This is a genomic window from Rahnella sp. Larv3_ips (genome assembly GCF_003697865.1).
Taxonomy (GTDB): domain Bacteria; phylum Pseudomonadota; class Gammaproteobacteria; order Enterobacterales; family Enterobacteriaceae; genus Rahnella; species Rahnella rivi.
This window is the reverse complement of record NZ_MJIB01000004.1, coordinates 859,367-876,987: the sequence shown is the minus strand read 5'-3', so window position 1 is coordinate 876,987 and position 17,621 is coordinate 859,367. Positions and strand designations below refer to the sequence as shown.

The window sequence follows — 17,621 nt, the reverse complement described above, 5'->3', positions numbered from 1 at the left end:
ATACTATTTCCCTTCCGCAGACGGGTATGACCTAAATAATAATGTGTGCGGGTTCCTTGTCCCTTATTTGGCATTTCCCGGAAGAGGGCTTCTTCGTATTCAGGCCGCAGAATGGCAACAGAAAAATCTTATTCTACACAATGTAATGAATATGTTTTTTGCCATGATAAGGGGAGATCTCAATTCTGGTTTCCACCCGAAAAACATCCCGCAGAAGTGACTCTGTCAGTATTTCATCCGGTGTTCCTCTGGCAACAATTTCGCCTTGTTGCATAACAATCAGTGCATCGCAAAACATCGACGCATGGTTGAGATCGTGGATAGCAACAAGGCTGGTCACCGGTAATTCGCTGATCAATTTCATCAGCTGAATCTGGTGGTGAATATCCAGATGATTTGTCGGTTCATCCAGCAGAATTTCGGTGGGTGACTGCGCCAGTGCTCTGGCGATGTGCACGCGCTGACGCTCGCCCCCGGACAGACTCTGCCAGCCCTGATCACTGTGATCCAGCATACCCACTCTATCCAGTGCGCCATTGACGGTTTCATCATCATGGGCGCTCCAGTTAGAAAAGGGTGTGTGGTGGGGGATACGGCCCAGTTTTACGACATCACGAACGCGCATATTCGCTTCCGTCATCCCGTGCTGCTCTACGAAGGCAATGCGGCGGGCCAGCTGCTTTTTAGCAATCTGACTGATGTCTTTGCCATCCAGCGCGACACATCCGGAGTGAGGGCGGCGTAATCCTGCCAGGAGGCGCAACAGTGATGATTTCCCCGAACCATTCGGGCCAAGCAAACCCACGGTTTCGCCACGGTTAACCCTGAGAGAAACGTCGTTGACGATGATTTTTTTCCCTGCCTTCCAGGTCACGTTTTCCGCGCTGATACTCATCACTTACTCCTTGAGCGGTAGATAATAATGGCAAAGAACGGCACGCCAACCAACGCAGTGACCACGCCGACAGGCAAGCTTTGCGGAGCAATCAGCAGCCGCGAGGCGATGTCCGCCAGCACCATCAGAATGGCGCCTGCTAACGCACTGGCAATCAGCAATACTCTATGCAGCGGGCCAAAGAAGAATCGCATAACGTGGGGAACAACCAGGCCGACAAAGCCGATGGAGCCCGCCATACTGACAATGGTTGCAGTGATAAGCGCAGTGGTGGTGAACAGGATAAACCGAACCCGCGGGACAGAGATCCCCAGCGAGGCCGCCGCGTCGTCACCAAAGGTAAACGCGTCCAGCGCGCGGGAATAGAAGAGGCAGAGCGCTAAACCCAGCATGACAACGATCAGCACTAACTGAAACTCCGGCCATCGCACGCCGCTAAAGCTGCCCAGCAACCAAAACAAGACGTCGCGTGCCTGTTGAGCACTGGCAGAAGTGCTGATGGTGTAAGCGGTAATCGCGTTAAAAAGCTGCGAAGCGGCTACGCCCGCCAGAATGGTGCGATCGTTGCCACCGCGTGCGCCATTGCTCAGAAAGGTCACAAAGGCAAAGGCCGCGAAGGCCCCGGCAAAGGCGCCCATGGAAAGGGAGATGGACCCGGTGCCGATGCCGAGCACGACCACAGACACCGCGCCGGTTGAGGCTCCGGCTGACACACCCAGTACATAAGGTTCTGCCAGGGCATTTTTCAGCAGGCTTTGCAGTACCGCCCCGCAGATGGCCAGCCCGGCCCCACAGCAGGCAGCCACCAGGGCTCTGCTCAGACGAAAATCCCAGATGACGCTTTCATAAATGCGACTCAGCGGGACATCGGTCATCCCGGTTTTATTCCCGATAGCCTGGAACACGCTTGTCATCGGGATCGACAGCTCGCCGACGCTGACCCCAAAGGCAATCACCAACACCAAAAGCAGCACGGAGAGAACACACGAGGTCGTCAGGATGAGCCCTTGTCGTGTGGGATGAACTGCTGAAGCCATTAATTCAGCCCCATTTTTTTAAGCTGTTCGCCAACCTGCTCAGCGCCGTAAAGCGTGCGGATAGTCGGATTCATTGCCTGCCCGTCCATGACGACAATATGATTTTTCCGCACGGCATCCAGCTGGCTGACGGCAGGATCGCTTTTAAGGAATTTGATTTTTTCCTGTGCGTTATCAAGCGCCCAGCGGTTACGGTCGAGGCTTGAAACAACAATCACATCCGGGTTTGCCGCAATAATGCTTTCCCAGCCGACGGTTGGCCATTCCGTTTCCGATGTAATGGCGTTATGGCCGCCTAACACATTGGCGATAAATCCTGATGCACTGTTTTTACCGCCAACATACGCATCAGAGGAAGGTGAGGCGCTGGAAAACCAGAAGACAAAAGAGAGATCTTTAGGGTTTTTACTGAATGCCTGACGCAGGGTGGCTTCCCGGTTTTTAAAGTCGGCGATGAGCACCTGACCGCGATCTTCAACGTTGAAAATAGTGGCCATATCCTCGATTTCTTTATACAGATAGGTCATGTCCCATAGCTTCTGGCGGCTGCCATACATATCGCCAATGTCTTTTTTGGTCGCACACATCCCCGGAGACATATAGCTATTTACGCCGACGGCATCAAAATCTGCTCTTTTGGCGACTTTACTTTCCGGCCCCAGCAACAGGGGTAACTGCGCGGGGACAAAATCAGGATCCTGAGCCAGGATGGATTCCAGTGTAGGAATTTCTACCGTCAGGGTTTTCACTTTAGCGTTTTTTTCAGCCAGAGACGGCAGGACTTTCGATGGCCAGAATGCGCTTGCGATGACCTTATCCTGTAACCCTAACAGCAGCAGAATTTCGACGGTGTTTTGACCTAACGCGACAACGCGCTCAGGGGCTTTGGTGAAAGTGAGCTTATAACCACAGTTGTCGAGGGTTAACGGGTAGGTGGTCGCGAAAGCGGGGCTTAACGAGGCGCACAGCATACCCGCAACGCAGAGGATTCTTTTCATGCAACATATTCCTTCACTGAAATCATTTATTTGAATGGTGTGATAGTTACCGCTCGCAATGATAATGAAAATTATTATTGAAGCGATACTTATTTGAGTTCAGTGAAGTGACAACACGCCGGGAGGAGACTCTTCGCGTAAATAATAGCCTTGGCGGAGGCTGTTTCCCTTTACCAGACGGCCGGATAATTTGCCGAAGTGTCTGTCTGTGAAGTGTTATCCGTTGAGAACCAGAGACATGTCCGGGTACCGGGCGCACATAAAATCGACGAATGCGCGAACCTTTGGGGCCGCAAGCCGCCTTGAGGTATGCAATACCCAGAGTGCACGATCCGGACCCGACACGATGCCCCACTGAACCAATTCGCCGCGGGCAAGCTGACTCCATGCTATGGACTGCGGGATGAGGGCCGCACCGCCGCCGGCGATAGCCGCATCCCGGACCATCAGTAATGATGAGAATCGCAGTCTGGGAACCGGCTCAAGCATCAGTTCGCCTTCATTCAGCGCCCAGTGAGTGGGCTGAAAACCCGACGTGACAATGGCGGGCACTGACCTTATTGCACCGGGGAGTGGCCTGGCGAGTTGAGGCGCCGCCACGACAACTAACCTGTCTCTGGCGAAACACCGTCCGACTAAATTGCTGTCGGGGCTCGGGTTGATTCGGATCGCGACGTCAAATTGTTCCTCGACGAGATCTACCATGCGATCTTCCGCCACGATTTCAATTTCAATTTCAGGGTAGGCCGCACAAAATTCGGCTCCAATACGCCCCATCGCAAGGTGGGAAAATAGGGCGGGAGCGGCGACGCGCAAACGTCCGCGAGGGGTCGAAACACCGTCACCGACCGCCGTCATGGCTTCGGTCATCTCACTCAGCAGGCCTTCAGTCCGTGACATCAGCGTCGCGCCGGCTTCGGTAAGCTTCAGACCGCGAGCGCTGCGCTCGATCAGCCTCACTCCCAGTTGCTCCTCAAGATCGGCAATGCGTCGCGATAATGTGGCTTTGGAAATGCCGCTCGCACGGCTTGCCTTCCCCAGCCCCTCATTGGTGGCGACGAGTATAAAATCGGACAGCGCGTTCAGATTCATAGTGTTCCATTTATGAGACAAGGTATCTCTGTTTTAAGGTCTTTGTTTATTTATTGCAACGGAATACTGTCTCGTTATCAAAACCTGAAACGAGGAACTGCAATGAACAATACACAACGCGCTGTACTGATCAGACGCCACGGCGGGGCTGATGCGGCGGAAGTGGCCGGGATCGAGATACCCGCACCGGGAGAAGGTCAGGTTCTGGTTCGGGTTCTGGCCGCGGGCGTGAACGGCATTGACTGGAAAGTCCGCGAAGGCCAGGTCCGGAATGCCTTTCCGCTCCCGCTACCCATTATTCTGGGCGCTGAAATGGCGGGCGTTGTCGTCGCTGCCGGAAGCGGTGCCTCTCGCTTTCATGCCGGCGATCGGGTCATGGGCGCAATGGGAGGGCTGGGCGCCTACGCGGAATTCGTGGCAATCAATGAAGCAAGCCTTTCCCCGACACCGGAAGGTCTGGGTGATGTTCATGCTGCCGGCATCCCTGTCGCCGCAGTCGCGGCCTGGAACAGCTTACATCACGCAGGATCACTCTATGAGGGCCAACGGATCCTCATTCACGGCGCAGCCGGCGGACTGGGGGCTTATGCTGTGCAGTTTGCCAAACGCGCCGGTGCCGAGGTCTTTGCCACGGCGGGCCCGGCAGATCTGGATTTCGTGCGCGGCCTTGGGGCCGATCATGTCATTGATTATCAGTCACAGCGTTTTGAGGACGTTGCCCGGAACATAAATCTGGTGCTGGATTATGTCGGGGGAGACGTGCTGGACCGCTCCTGGCAGGTTTTGGCCGCGGATGGCGTCATCACCGGCACCACCTCACCGGACATTCTTGCCCGAAAACCGGCAAATCGCCGGGGACTCTGGTTTATGAACAAGCCCGACCCCGTATTGCTGGAGACGCTGGCGAAAGAAGTCGCCAGCGGCACGCTTCAGTCCAGAATTGGCGGCATCGTGGGATTCGCTGATCTTCCGGACGCCATCGAACGTCATCGCACGGCCTCCCGGACCGGGAAAGTCGTTGCAGATTTTTCACGTTAATCTTTCTTTGTATTTACAGGAGTCAACTATGAGCATTCTCGTTACAGGTGCCACGGGTACGGTGGGTTCACTGATCATTCAGAGGCTGGCTGACGCCGGTGTCGCCGCTAAAGCCCTTGTCCGTCAGGCAGGTAAACGTGAATTCCCCGCAGGGGTCACGGAGGTCGTTGCAGATCTGAGCGATGTCGCTTCAATGCGCGCGGCATTGTCATCCGTACGCACGCTATTTTTGATCAATGCGGTCACGCCCGACGAGGTGACGCAGGCCCTGATCGCGCTCAATCTGGCTCGCGAAGCGGGCATCGAGCGTATCGTCTACCTGTCTGTCATTCATTCTGACAAGTTCACTAACGTGCCGCATTTCACCGGCAAGCATACGGTTGAACGCATGATAGAAAGCCTTGATATGCCTGCCACCATTTTGCGTCCGGCTTACTTTATGCAAAACGACCTTATGGTTCAGCAGACCATTCAGAGCTATTCGGTCTATCCAATGCCGATCGGATCGGCTGGCGTCTCAATGATTGATGCACGGGATATCGCGGATGTCGCTGTGGCTGAGCTGCTGCGACGCGACACAGCCACGTCTGCGCTGGAACGCGTCACGCTGGAACTGACCGGGCCGCAGCCGCTCACCGGCGCATCCGTTGCGCAAATCTGGAGTTCCGTTCTGGGCAGAGAGATCACCTATGGCGGTGATGATGTCGCCGCTTTTGAAGAACAGCTCACCTCATATTCTCCGGGCTGGCTGGCCTACGACATGCGCCTGATGATGGCAGGTATCCAGATGCACGGCATGCACTCAGCAGAGGGAACGACTGAAAAGTTACAATCCATCACAGGGCATCCGCTGCGCACCTATGAAGACTTCGTACGCGAATCTGTCGCAGGGAACTAAAACAGCAGGCACCGGGGCGGTTTACTGCCAGGCAGATAGCCGCCCCGATCTGATTATGCCTGTCTGCGTTTCAGGCCAATAACGACGGCCAAAAGTAAGGCGGCAATCGCTAAGGCACAGGCCAGCCAAAGGGTGTCAGTTAACGCGAATGTATCGACAATGTGGCCTCCGGCCCATGATCCCAGCGCAATCCCTGCATTGAATACACCGACATACAGCGCAGCCGCGATCTCCACGGCGCGGGGTGCCGCTTTTATCATCCAGGTCATCAGTCCGACAGAAAGCCCGCCGTAAGCCAGCCCCCAGAAGACGAGAACGGCACCTCCGCCCGTGACTGATTGCCCGGCGGTAATGAACAGCACCGGGGTTAACACCAGCCCTGTCGCAATCATCATCAGCGTGATTGTGGTATGGCGCGCGGCAGTGATACCCGCCAGAAAGTTGCCGCCGATACCGGCAATACCATAGGCAAACAGGATGGCTCCTGTCCATTGCGCATCAAATCCTGACACGTCGGTCAGCAGCGGGCGCACAAAGGTAAAGGCCATGAAATGGCTTGTCACCAGCAACAACGTCAGGAGCAAGCCCGCTTGTATTTTGCGGTTGCCAAGTTGATCCATGAACTGGCTGATGTTAGCCGAACCCGCCACGTGCAGCGCCGGAATGACGGCAAGGTGGAGTGCCAGCACCAGTGCGCTGAAAATTGCCATGATGGCAAATGCCCAGCGCCAGCCGATGACGTCGCCAATAAACGCCCCGAGGGGCACGCCCAGTACCGAAGCCGCAGCAACACCGCCAAAGATAATGGATGTCGCCAGGCCAGCCGCGCGCTCCGGAACCAGACGCGATGCCAGACCGCCCGCGATGGCCCATACTCCGCCCATGCAGAAGCCAACCAATATCCGGGCGGCCAGCATGATCATCAGATTCGGTGCCAGCGCGGAGGCAAGGTTTGCTATCACCAGCAACGTCAGCAGACCACAGAGTATCCGGCGACGATCTATTCCGCCCGAGGCAATGACCACAAAGGGCGCGAATAAAGCGGCCAGCAATGCTGGCAGGGAAATCATCAAACCCGCATGGCCTGTGGAGATATTGAGCGTTCCGGCGATAGACGTCAGTAAACCCACCGGCAGCATTTCGGTTGTGACCACAGAGAATGTCGCCAGACCCACAGCGAGGACGGGCGTCCACGATGCGCGAGCAGAGGTCATGGTGGAAAATGTATTCATCATTCAGATCCTGTAATGTGCAACGCGCTCAGGCGCGACTGTCCTGCTTTGGCAGGGTTAAATGACTTAAAAATGCCATAAGCACCACCCCGGCTCCGGCACATAAGGCGACGTAGGATCCAGCCCGCGCTCCGGCGTTATCCACAACCTGACCGGCGATGACGGCACCCAGCGCAACGCCCACGTTTAGCCCGGCCAGCAGCCAGGTCATGCCTTCTGTTAACTGATTTTCTGAAACCTGGCGTTCAACCAGCGACATGGCCACGATCATGGTCGGGGCGAAAAACAGGCCTGCCATCAGGAGGGCCATCGCTAACGCCGTAAGATTCGTGACCAGTATCAGCGGGAGAGTGGTGGCCGCGGTGGCCAGCCCGCCCAGCCACAACAGCCGGTGAAGTGGGGTTTTCAGCCTGAGTGAGCCATACAGCAACCCGGACGCACACGACCCCGCGGCATAGGCTGATAACACCAGGCTGGCCGCAGCCGGGCGGCCGAGCTGTTCCGCGAAAGCGACGCTGACGATATCAACCGTACCGACAATGACTCCCATCGCCACCATCAGCAGCGTCAACAGTTGCACGCTTGTCATACGGATAACCGAACCCGAGCGAGATATGGCGGAACCGGCCGCGACAAGGGGAGGTTCTGTCCTGCGCTGCATCACCAGAGCAAACACGCCCACAAACAGCAAAAGCGCAGCGAGCAGCAGACCCGCCTGGGGAAACAGCGTAACGGAAAGGCCGATTGAGAGGGGCGGTCCCACAATGAACGTCAGTTCATCAAGCACCGTTTCCGTGCCGAGATGGAAGAGACACGAGCCACATTGTTAGCGACGGCCCGTAAAGTCTTTTGCGAATATGGCTATGCTGAAACCTCGATGGATGATCTGACTGCGCAGGCAGGGCTGACCCGTGGGGCGCTTTATCATCACTTTGGTGACAAAAAAGGGTTGCTGGCGGCGGTCGTGGAGCAGATTGATGACGAGATGGATCAACGCCTGCAGGCGATTTCCAATAATGCCGGGGAGCCGTGGGAGGGGTTTTGCCACCGCTGCCGGGCTTACCTTGAGATGGCGCTCGAACCTGAATTTCAGCGCATTGTTTTGCGCGATGCAAAAGCGGTGCTGGGCGGTTCCTCACCTGAATCGCAACGCCATTGTGTTGAATCCATGCAAAGCCTGATTCGCAATCTGATTCAGCAAGGTGTCGTTGAGGACGTTGACCCTGAGGGACTGGCTTCGCTGATTTACGGCAGCCTGGAAGAAGCGGCGTTTTGGATTGCCGACGGTGATGATAGCAAGACGAGGTTGGAACAGGGCATTACCGCGCTCAACCTGCTGCTTCGCGGATTGCGACGTGTCGGCTGAAACGCATTTTCTTTAGGTGCTGCGCGTTTACGCGACAATCTCAATCAGCTATTTGGTTTACGAAGTTGTGCTTACGGTGCCCTCCCGGCAGAAGCTGGCAAGAAACATCAATTGGCATCATTTCTGAATGGGCAGCAATTTCGACTAAAGGAAGAATTAATGTCACATTCATCATCAAGAAGAAAAGTTTTAGACATAGAAGGCCTTCTTGCGCACAGAGCGTCACACGCACGGAGTTGCGCTAACCACGTAGCGAATAGATTGGGAATCACCCGAAGCGAGCTATTGATGAAGGTCGAGAAAGATACCGGCGCAAGTCTGATATCGCCGCTTACAGAAGATGAGTTAATGAAAGCGTTTCATTACATGGAAAACCTTTAGGTGCGACTACTATGAGCGAGGAGCGGAAGTTCGCAATTGTTCTTATATTGTCGTGTTTTAATTAACGGGGAGCAGGTCATAGTTTCACCAGATCGCGGGGCTTTATCTGCTATGAATTCACGCGGTGTTAATCCTTACGGTTATGGCGCCTCAAGCATGCCCTTCCCACCTGATAATAAATCAATCTAAGTTTAACCAGACAAGGCACAACATGGGATTATTAAAAGCAGGGCTTCGCACCGCGAATGCCATCGTCACACTCGGTGGATCGTTGGAATTAGAGCATGCGAAAGCAAGTTTCGAATCCACTCATGCTACCTACAAAATAACGCATGACGAAGTAACGCAAATAAAAACCAAGATTGATAATCACATTAGTGAGTTGGGTGACATGCTAAAAACCGTAAAAGCCAGACTGGATCATATCGAGCAAGTGCTAGAAACCACGCCCCTCTCTCTAGATAAACAGTCACGGCCAATTGTATGTGCATCGCAAAGTATTGATCGATTTAATCAACAGTATTCCGGCGTACTCAGTATGGGATTTGGTGGGGTTGTGGGGGGGTCAATGGCATTGGGCGCGTGGGCGCTTGTTTCAGCCATTGGCACCGCGTCTACCGGTACGGCCATCGGCGCGTTGTCTGGTGTTGCAGCAACCAATGCGACACTTGCCTGGTTCGGAGGTGGTGCGCTCGCTGCGGGCGGAGCGGGAATGAGCGGCGGTATGTTGGTACTGGGGGGTATCGTCGCGGCACCCATTATCTATTTCGCAGCCAAAGGTGCCTGGACCAAAGCTCGCGCTTTTCATGACAAAGAAGTACTCGTTGAGCAAGAGCATGAAAAACTGCGCGCACTAAAACCTGAACTTGAGAAGCAATATAACGACGTATTAGCGTACACCGTTCAATTAAATCGCCATTGCCACACATGGTTTGAACAAATGGATAATGGGTTAGCGATTCTTTATCCTTGGGGGAAATTCAGTATTTTTTACCGGGACTTGCTGCATATTATCGGTATTAAGTGGAAAAAGCCTGATCATCTGGCGGCCATTGAAACCATGAATCAACAAACCGTTCATTTTTTGCATTTTTTCCAAAACGAAAACCCGTGAACCTCTCCCCAATAATTAATTCAGTGCGGACTTTGCAAATTCAGCTTCTGGCACTCAGCAGACAAAAACGTGACGCTGAAGGTCTGCTAAGAGCGAAAAGCGGACGTTTTTTCAATGGTGTAGTATTGCGAAATACTTCACTGATTGGCAATTTAACGCCCTATTTATTCAGATCAGACTATGAATGCAATATCGATTTTTAACTATTAAGGAAGACCGTTGTGACGAGGCGATACACACCAGAACAAGCTGACAGGATGCGTAAAAGACGATACTGGTTTTACATTGATGGTGAGCGATTCAGCAGTGCAGGTGCAGCGAATAAACACGTAGGTGAACGCATCTTTCATGCTGCCTGGAGAGCGAACTTAATTGCAAGTTCAGGCGGTGAGTCAATGCAAATTGGCGATCGGACTCCGCCCGTCCAGAGAGGAAAATATACCGTCGTGCTTGAGCGACGTAAGGATCTCTCTGATAAATCCGTGCGTGATTACGCAGCTGCACGGAAGAAACTTCAAAGCGCTGGCTGGCCGGACGATGAACTTGATGAAATGGATGATGGTGAGATTTGGCTTGAGTACAAGAGTGAACTTGAGCGGGAAAAGCTCGACGTACCTCATTATTCCGGTCAAAAAAAATATACCCGGGCTGAAGTCAGGCAAGTTCAGGGACGATTCAGGTGCGCAGTCCTGACCAACTGGGAAAATAAATGCGCAATTTCAGGTACACGACTCGCGCTTGAAGCGGCACATATTATCAGCTACGCGAGTGGAGGGTCTTCAAGTGTAGAAAACGGCGTCTGCCTTGCGGCCGATTTGCACAAGCTTCTTGATAAAGGCCATATGCAAATTGAGACGGGCTGCGTCAGATTCTCCGATGAGGCAAAAGCCGATCCCCGCTATGCAGATCTCGAAGGAAAGCCGCTTCGTAAGCCACTTATTAACGTTACGTTTTAATGGCTGGGTCTAATCCGTCTTTCTTGCCCTGTCAGAAGTTGCATTAAACAGTAAGCGTAGCCACTTTCAGCATTTGTTCTTTCCCATGTTTTTTGGACTGCCGAATATTATGTAAAAAGTGCCATCCGAAATCACTTTCGGATATCCAACTTCAATACGAGATGAGTTGAGACTCTATGAAATAAAAAATCCACGCAATTGCGTGGATTTTTGTCGGAGCATCAGAGCAATGTTGCCCTGAAGCAGAGGTTAGACGTTGAACTGTGATTTAAATTTTATATCATTGATTTATATATTTTATTTTATTCTTTGTTTTATTTGTACTCATAGCTGTACTCATTTTGGAGTTGGTTCGCATTCATGATGCGCAGGTCGTAGGTTGGACTCCTATTATCGGCACCATTTCAAACTCTTCCCAAGTCTACCGAAATTAACTCAAAGCCCGTATGCTGCGGTTTCTGGCCCGTATATTATCTCCTGTTGCCTTTAAGCGTGAGCTGATCATTCATCTGAAAGCGGCGGAATGGCCTATGAACCGTCAATTGCTGCGCTGGTTGAGTCAATAGCGAAGGCTAGTGGCATGTTTGCCAAGCGAGAAGAACAATTATGATTAATTTTCTCCCGATTACCCATTCGGAACTCATAAGAAGGAGCAATGCGCCCCGAGTAAACTACGGCAAGAATCCGGGTTACTGTAACAACTTGTATACGACCCGCAGACGTCGCGCTGATGAATACGGCCTGGCGCATGCTGTAGTAACTGGCGCAGATCCTGATAGTCTGCTTTGGTTGTCGAACAATCACCCCTTGGAATGTTATTAGTAAACCTCAAACCCGCTGCGGCGGGTTTTTTATCCCTGGATTAACACCACCTCTTATTGAGGTGGTCAGCAGCAGGTGTTGGTTTTGAAATGGACCTAAGTATCTTTTTGCTGTGCGAAAATTGAGCGCTTATGTCCCTTTTAAAATATTCTCAAAATCAGCGCTGCTTAGATCCCGTGCAGAGCACAACATATCCCTCGCCAATGCCCGGCGACGCTGAAGGAGTTCATCTAGCGTTTCTTCAAACGTCGTGATTTCAGAGTCCATTACCGTCGGATAATACACATACACATCTTTTGTCTGGCCGATACGGTAAGCGCGGTCGGTTGCCTGATCTTCTTTTGCCGGATTCCAACAGCGGGTGAAATGAATAACGTGGTTTGCTTTCTGCACGTTAACTCCAAATCCAACTGCGACGGTGGAGAGAATAATCACGCCAAAGCCGGGTTGGGACTGGAAATCGTCAATCAATCGCTGGCGGCTATTCTGGCTCTGACTTTTAGTGCTGGTGTCGCCGTTGATGATCACCGGACGAAAACCGAATCGCTGTTGAATAGCATGCTGTATCTCGCGCTGGAGATCGCGCAGCTCAGTAAAGATGATTACTTTATCTTTGCTGGTGTGCTTAATTTCATCCAACGTTTTCAACATCCAGTTCAGCTTTGGCGACCCTTCCCGATAGCGAGGCTCCGGGTTAACGACTGCTGGGTGCGCACAAATGAGTTTAAGACGATGTAATAACCCCAACATACCCGCGCCTGCTTGCTGCATTCCTTCACTAAGTGCCTGCTGTTGTTGCCAGTTCGCTATCGAAGAAAGATACAGTTGCTTTTGAGGGCCAGAAAGCGGCAGTTGTTTACAGCTGACGACTTCGATTTTTTGCGGCAAATCACGCGCAACCTCTTCTTTAGTCCGGCGTAATGTTTGTGGTTCAATCAACGCTCGTAAACTTTCAAGCTGCCCTGTATCCCGACCCGCTTCGTTCTCTATAGGGCGAACATAGTGTTTGCCAAATTCATTGAGTGCGCCTAACAGACCCGGCTGTGCGAAATCAAAGAGGCTCCACAGGTCTACAAGCGTGTTTTCGACAGGCGTGCCGGTACATGCCACTTTGAATCTTGCTTGTATCGCATTGGCTGCATGAGTGATTAATGCCGCCGGGTTCTTTATTTTTTGTGCCTCGTCGCAGACCATGATGGACCATGGTTGGCGCGCCAGTGAGAACTCCTGATCGCGAAGCGTTTCGTAGGTTGTCAGAATGATTTTCGCCTCACCCTGCCAGCCTGGTTTAAGCAGATTTTTGATCCCCTGAGATTGAAGATGTGCAGGAATAGCCTTTTTTGGGTATTTCACCGCTTTAATAGTGTCGCCATACAATTTCATCACCGAAATCCCGGAGGTGTAGAAGAAATTGTCGAGTTCACGCTCCCAGTTATCCAAAAGAGAGACGGGGGCAACGATGAGGCTTGGTGGCTCGTCAGGGAATTTTTCAATGAACCAGACCAGGAAGCTCAGGATCTGCAGCGTTTTCCCCAGCCCCATATCATCCGCGAGCAGGCAACCTGCAGTTTCCTTAGGTGAACGAAGGAAAAGCTGTTGAAGCCAGGCCACGCCTTCACGCTGATGATCTTTGAGCTGGATGTGCTCTTTCAGGCTCAGTGGAATTTCAGGTTCAGCATGGCGTGCATTCAGGAGTGAATTTCGGCGCTGTTTAATATAAACCGCTTCTTCAATATTCTGTTCAATTTTGAGCACTGCCCGGACTGCTTTTTCAACAACATTGCCCCCTGATTCATGTGCTGCATTTTGCTGTTTTTCCCAGTTCTTACTGAAGGTTTTCGCCGCATCCAGTGGCAGTTCAGTCTCATTCCAGGGGGAGATGATATGCGTTTCGCCAGTTGCTTCTGCCTGGGTTATTCTCTCCTGCAGTTCATCGAAATGCTGCAGGTTATCAGGTTGCCAGCCCGTTAGCGTCTCAACCGAAAATGCGGAGAAGTCGGCGTCATCAGGGAGCCAGTCTTCACTTTTTGCCTTGGTTAGCCAGGGCGAGGATATTTTTTCGAACTCACCAATACCGATGACGCGATCGCCATATTTGCTCAGATCCAGGACATCGTTAAACTCTCTACCCTCGACTTCCTGTTGCCAACGCAACAACAGCGACTGGCAATCACGCCATTGCTGTTCAGTGAATTGGCTCAGTTCCAGCTCGTATCCCTGCCAGGAACCTGCAGGCATTTGCGCGGCAACGCTGATACCTACGGCCTGAACAAATTTTTCCAGTTCCCATGGCGCAGAGAAGAGGAATGACACCTCCGGTTGTGGCATCGGTGAGACAGGCTCCAGAACCAGCGTAATACTCTCTATCTTATTCTCATCATTGATTTGGGGTTGAAGCCTGAAATGATGAAAGAAAATATGGGCATCAAACAGTGCCTGTTCGTGTTTCTCAGGTGCAATAACACTGGCTGCATCTTCACCCAGGAAAGTATAGGGATTGCGAACAAAGGAAAGTGCTTCACTTCCCGCCACCCGACGGCCTGGGATTGAGTGAATTGAATTCAGAACTTCTTTCACTTCGGGAGGTATGATGACATGGCTGAGTTCACCGTTCTCTCCGGGTATGCGATAACTATCGTGGACCTGTGAGTTCTTGTCGAAACTGCCGAGCCAGTTAGCGGGCTGGTCCTCAAAGTGTGGCTCAATCTCGATAACGGCAGTATCAGCAACCGTTGCCTTACGTAAGCGTAATGACAACGACGTCGGTTTGATAACGTGCGTCTTTTCTAAGTAGTCATCAAATTTTGCGGAAGCTTGTTTTGCACATTTGCGAATAACGGCCCATCCCAGCTGGTTAGTGGTTTCGCTAGGCGTCTGAAGTTGCTGGGTACTAAGCTGCTCTATTGCTTGTAAGAGTAACCAGTTTTCCCGCGATAACAGGTGCTGTTGATTTTCATAAGTAAAAATAGCGCCGGTACGACTGAAACGAATCGACTGGCGGGAAGGTATCGAAGACCAATCAGAAATCCAGACACGAAAATCGCCATCGTTTAATGCCCCTCGGGAGCTCAGGCTTGCACGTAATGGTAATATCTCTGGGACGCCAATAAGAGGCAGACTGCTGGAGTGTTCCTCATCTTCCAGTAGCCGATACATGGCATCCCAGCTCAACAACCAGCGGTCTGTTAGTGATATCAGATAGTCTTCTTCAGCCAGTTGCTCAAGCCAGGATGCCAGCGCCCAAAGTTCGGGATCATCCACCAAAGATTGAGGGAAGCTGAGCCCGTTTTCCTCAACCTGGTACTGATTCTTCAGATGGCGTTCTATCTGCTGACGGTTTCCCGTCAGTCTACTTAACAGACGTTTCAGCATTATTTGATCCAGTAGCGATGCGGTTCTTTAGTCACGGGGGCGAAACCGAGTCGTAGCAACTCTCTTTCCGTTGTGTCGTCCGGGGATGTGAGCTGAACGGACAGCACACCCCCTTTTTGTCGGTTATCACTGACGATGCATGCGGTGTTTTCAACCAGCCGCTGTATTGCCGTATCCCGCAATGGATTGATGATTTTGATATCAGAAAGTGTGGCGGAGGAGGGCACTTTCTTGTCGATAAATTTGACGGGTTCTTCTGCCATCCAGCGAATACCCAGCTTGCGCAGTTCATCGTCGTATTTCAGCATCCAGCCGGTGATTCTGACTTTGTTGTAACCTTCAGCTCGAGGTGCATGGGGGAGTCGCAGAATACAGCGCCCCTGGCTTTTTAAGTGAACGTTGATTTCCAGAGCGCCAGACTCAGGATTAAACGGTGCCTCGCCAATACGATAAGCGTACATGGCGTTCCCCGTGCCAGAAAACTCAACGAAGATATAATCGTTAATCTGCATAATCATGGCGTTATCAAAGCTACGCCCACCGCGCAGATGACTCAATCGTCCTTTGTTCTCTTCGCGGAATTTCACAAAATCGCTGCCGCGATCGTGCCAGGCATCTGGCCCCATCACAATACGGGTGAACCCCATCTGGTTGGCAAAACGCAGCCAATAGTGCAGTCGTGCCTGGTCAACGTCGCCGTTTCCTCGCAAGAGTTCGAAGAAATGCATCAGATCCTGTTTTGCCAGCCAGCCCCGCACCATGGCGGCAACCGGTTCAGAAACATACTGGTGCCACTTATTCTGCTGGCTTTTTAGCTGCGGGTTATCCCAGTACTCCAGAGCGGCCTGTTTCAGGGCGGAATGTGCCTGATCGCGATAAGTAGAATGATAGTAACGGGTCAGCGTCGCCGTCAGGATGTCATCGCGAAAACGTACCCACTGTGTCGCTAGGCCTAATAGCCAACTGATTTTGTCCAGATATTGAGGATCGTCCAGAGTATCGAGCTGCGCCAGCAACACCGTGAAAATACGCTTCCATAACCAGCTGCTATCGGGGATTTGCGCTATTTTTTCTAATGATGATAACGAGTTACTCTCTCCGGAAAGGAGCTGCTGGGATATCACACCGCCAGCCTGAGGCGTAAAAATATCGTGATAAAACTCAATGGTTTTCATCCACGACTTTTCTCTGCGGATAGCGGCTTTTACTACGGGGTATCCCCTGGCGATATGACCACGCAGCACACACCAGTGCGGGTTAATTTCTGGCGATTCGTGTTTGTAGGCAAAATAACTTGAACAGAGTGCTGCCCAATCCTTGCGTTTCAGTGTTTTGGATTCAATCTGTTTTTTGATAGCACTGTCGACATGGGGAAAGAATGTATCATCCTCCAGTAATACTGGCCTGTCAGGGTAGAGCGGATCGGTATCGGCGAGGCCATAAAACACCATCCGCCATTCACGTTCACTCAGTTCTTCTGCAAGACGAAAACGACGCAGGGCTGCCAGCCGCATTTCGTGTGGAGGCGTGGGGATTTTCTCTGCTTTATCGAATCGCTTTTCCATCTCACGGCCAGCAGAAGCCAGCGCGTGGAAATCATTACGCAGATAATTATCATCCTGCTGGCTGGAAGATAGCTTCGCTGCAATACGCTGCGATAGAGAACTGAGCGCGTGCGTCATTGCGGCATTACCAACTGGCAAACTTCTTTATTAACGACCGGAGGGAAATCCACCTCTTCAGCACCATCACGTTTATCCTTAAGCCCAAAGAACTGCATGCGCAACTCAACGCGGCGGCTGGCTTCTTTGCTTTCTTTCGCGTTATTAAACGAGACGCCCCCCGCCAGGAAAAGTTTGCGGATTTGGATCTGCTGCTCGGCAGAAATGCTCTTTTGCAGAGGACTGCGGCTATCAAGCAAACTGCACATCACCCATTCGGAACGTTGCAGTGAGAGGTGTAAATTGTAGAGGTAAGAGCCATCGGTATCGGTAAATCCTTCAATAACGATTTGTTTAAACCACTTTTTGCCTTCGTCACTGTCGGATGCCTCCAGCACAAGTGGAACGACATCCTGCAACGCTTTTTGCCCTTCGGCGTTCAGGAAAAAACGGTTGTGGTCAAAACGCCCAGCTTCGCCAAAGCTGATACGGTTATCGTGGCAATCCACCTCGATGGTTTTGTTCATCCTACGAGCATGCAACTCCAGGCGCTCACATAATCTGGCAATATCCTGCCCCCTGACTTTTTCCCCTTGCTCCGCGCGTTGAATGCGTTGTGTAACGGAGCTCAGCGACGCGACCATCACCACCAGAAATAACACCATCATGGCGGTCATTAGATCGGCGTAAGAAATCCAGAAGGGCTTCTCAGCTTCATCACTGCGGCGCTTTTTAACGCCAAATGCATTCCCAAACATC

The 17,621-nt window shown here is 52.0% G+C and carries 13 protein-coding genes and 1 pseudogene; 5 read left to right on the top strand and 9 right to left on the bottom strand.

All coding sequences use genetic code 11. The features are described 5' to 3' along the window. Nucleotides 1-133: 133 nt before the first annotated feature. The 4 genes from ED901_RS06370 to ED901_RS06355 all read right to left on the bottom strand — a co-directional run bounded on the left by ED901_RS06370 (nt 134) and on the right by ED901_RS06355 (nt 4,022). Nucleotides 134-895: an ABC transporter ATP-binding protein gene (locus ED901_RS06370; protein ID WP_122095346.1), complete on the bottom strand. Its 762-nt coding sequence runs from the start codon at nt 893-895 to the stop codon at nt 134-136. After that, nucleotides 895-1,932: an iron ABC transporter permease gene (locus ED901_RS06365; protein WP_122095345.1), complete on the bottom strand. Its 1,038-nt coding sequence runs from the start codon at nt 1,930-1,932 to the stop codon at nt 895-897. Before ED901_RS06365 ends, ED901_RS06370 begins: the two co-directional genes overlap by 1 nt. After that, the gene (locus ED901_RS06360; protein ID WP_056777749.1) at nt 1,932-2,930 is read right to left on the bottom strand and encodes an ABC transporter substrate-binding protein; all 999 of its coding nucleotides are present in this window, start codon (nt 2,928-2,930) and stop codon (nt 1,932-1,934) included. Before ED901_RS06360 ends, ED901_RS06365 begins: the two co-directional genes overlap by 1 nt. A gap of 216 nt (nt 2,931-3,146) precedes the next feature. Then, nucleotides 3,147-4,022 (bottom strand): LysR family transcriptional regulator, encoded by an 876-nt coding sequence (locus ED901_RS06355; protein WP_122095344.1) that lies wholly within the window; start codon nt 4,020-4,022, stop codon nt 3,147-3,149. Nucleotides 4,023-4,124: 102 nt separating this feature from the next. Between ED901_RS06355 and ED901_RS06350 the strand changes: the two genes are divergently transcribed. Further along, on the top strand, nt 4,125-5,060 hold the full coding sequence (locus tag ED901_RS06350) for an NADP-dependent oxidoreductase (protein WP_122095343.1): 936 nt from the start codon (nt 4,125-4,127) through the stop codon (nt 5,058-5,060). Between the two features lie 28 nt (nt 5,061-5,088). Continuing rightward, nucleotides 5,089-5,958 carry an NmrA/HSCARG family protein gene (locus tag ED901_RS06345; RefSeq protein ID WP_122095342.1) on the top strand — a complete coding sequence of 290 codons (870 nt, stop codon included), beginning with the start codon at nt 5,089-5,091 and terminating at the stop codon, nt 5,956-5,958. A gap of 53 nt (nt 5,959-6,011) precedes the next feature. Here the strand turns inward: ED901_RS06345 and ED901_RS06340 are convergent, their stop codons facing one another. Beyond that, a complete protein-coding gene (locus ED901_RS06340; RefSeq protein ID WP_122095341.1) occupies nt 6,012-7,190 on the bottom strand; it encodes an MFS transporter in 1,179 nt (392 codons plus the stop codon). Between the two features lie 28 nt (nt 7,191-7,218). Then, a pseudogene (locus ED901_RS06335) lies at nt 7,219-7,983 on the bottom strand (MFS transporter); the annotation flags it as partial. Between ED901_RS06335 and ED901_RS06330 the strand changes: the two are divergent. The 3 genes from ED901_RS06330 (at nt 7,969) to ED901_RS06315 (ending at nt 11,007) form a co-directional block, all read left to right on the top strand. Beyond that, nucleotides 7,969-8,556, top strand: a complete 588-nt coding sequence (locus ED901_RS06330; protein WP_122095339.1) for a TetR/AcrR family transcriptional regulator — start codon at nt 7,969-7,971, stop codon at nt 8,554-8,556. The pseudogene ED901_RS06335 and the gene ED901_RS06330 sit on opposite strands and share 15 nt — an antisense overlap. 592 nt (nt 8,557-9,148) lie before the next feature. Then, nucleotides 9,149-10,051: a hypothetical protein gene (locus tag ED901_RS06320; RefSeq protein ID WP_122095338.1), complete on the top strand. Its 903-nt coding sequence runs from the start codon at nt 9,149-9,151 to the stop codon at nt 10,049-10,051. A gap of 257 nt (nt 10,052-10,308) precedes the next feature. Beyond that, nucleotides 10,309-11,007, top strand: a complete 699-nt coding sequence (locus tag ED901_RS06315; protein ID WP_240993878.1) for an HNH endonuclease — start codon at nt 10,309-10,311, stop codon at nt 11,005-11,007. A 951-nt stretch (nt 11,008-11,958) separates the two neighbouring features. Here ED901_RS06315 and zorD read toward each other — a convergent pair. Genes zorD through zorB1 form a run of 3 tightly spaced genes read right to left on the bottom strand, consistent with a single transcriptional unit; the run spans nt 11,959 to nt 17,620 of the window. Next, nucleotides 11,959-15,201, bottom strand: coding sequence for a type I Zorya anti-phage system protein ZorD (zorD, locus tag ED901_RS06310; protein WP_122095336.1), 3,243 nt, complete (start codon nt 15,199-15,201; stop codon nt 11,959-11,961). After that, entirely contained in the window at nt 15,201-16,883 is a 1,683-nt protein-coding gene (gene zorC / locus ED901_RS06305) for a type I Zorya anti-phage system protein ZorC (protein WP_122095335.1), read from the bottom strand. The genes zorD and zorC overlap by 1 nt, the downstream gene beginning before the upstream one ends. Beyond that, complete coding sequence (gene zorB1 / locus ED901_RS06300) at nt 16,880-17,620, bottom strand: type I Zorya anti-phage system protein ZorB1 (RefSeq protein WP_024472146.1); 741 nt, start codon at nt 17,618-17,620, stop codon at nt 16,880-16,882. Before zorB1 ends, zorC begins: the two co-directional genes overlap by 4 nt. Nucleotide 17,621: the final 1 nt, after the last annotated feature.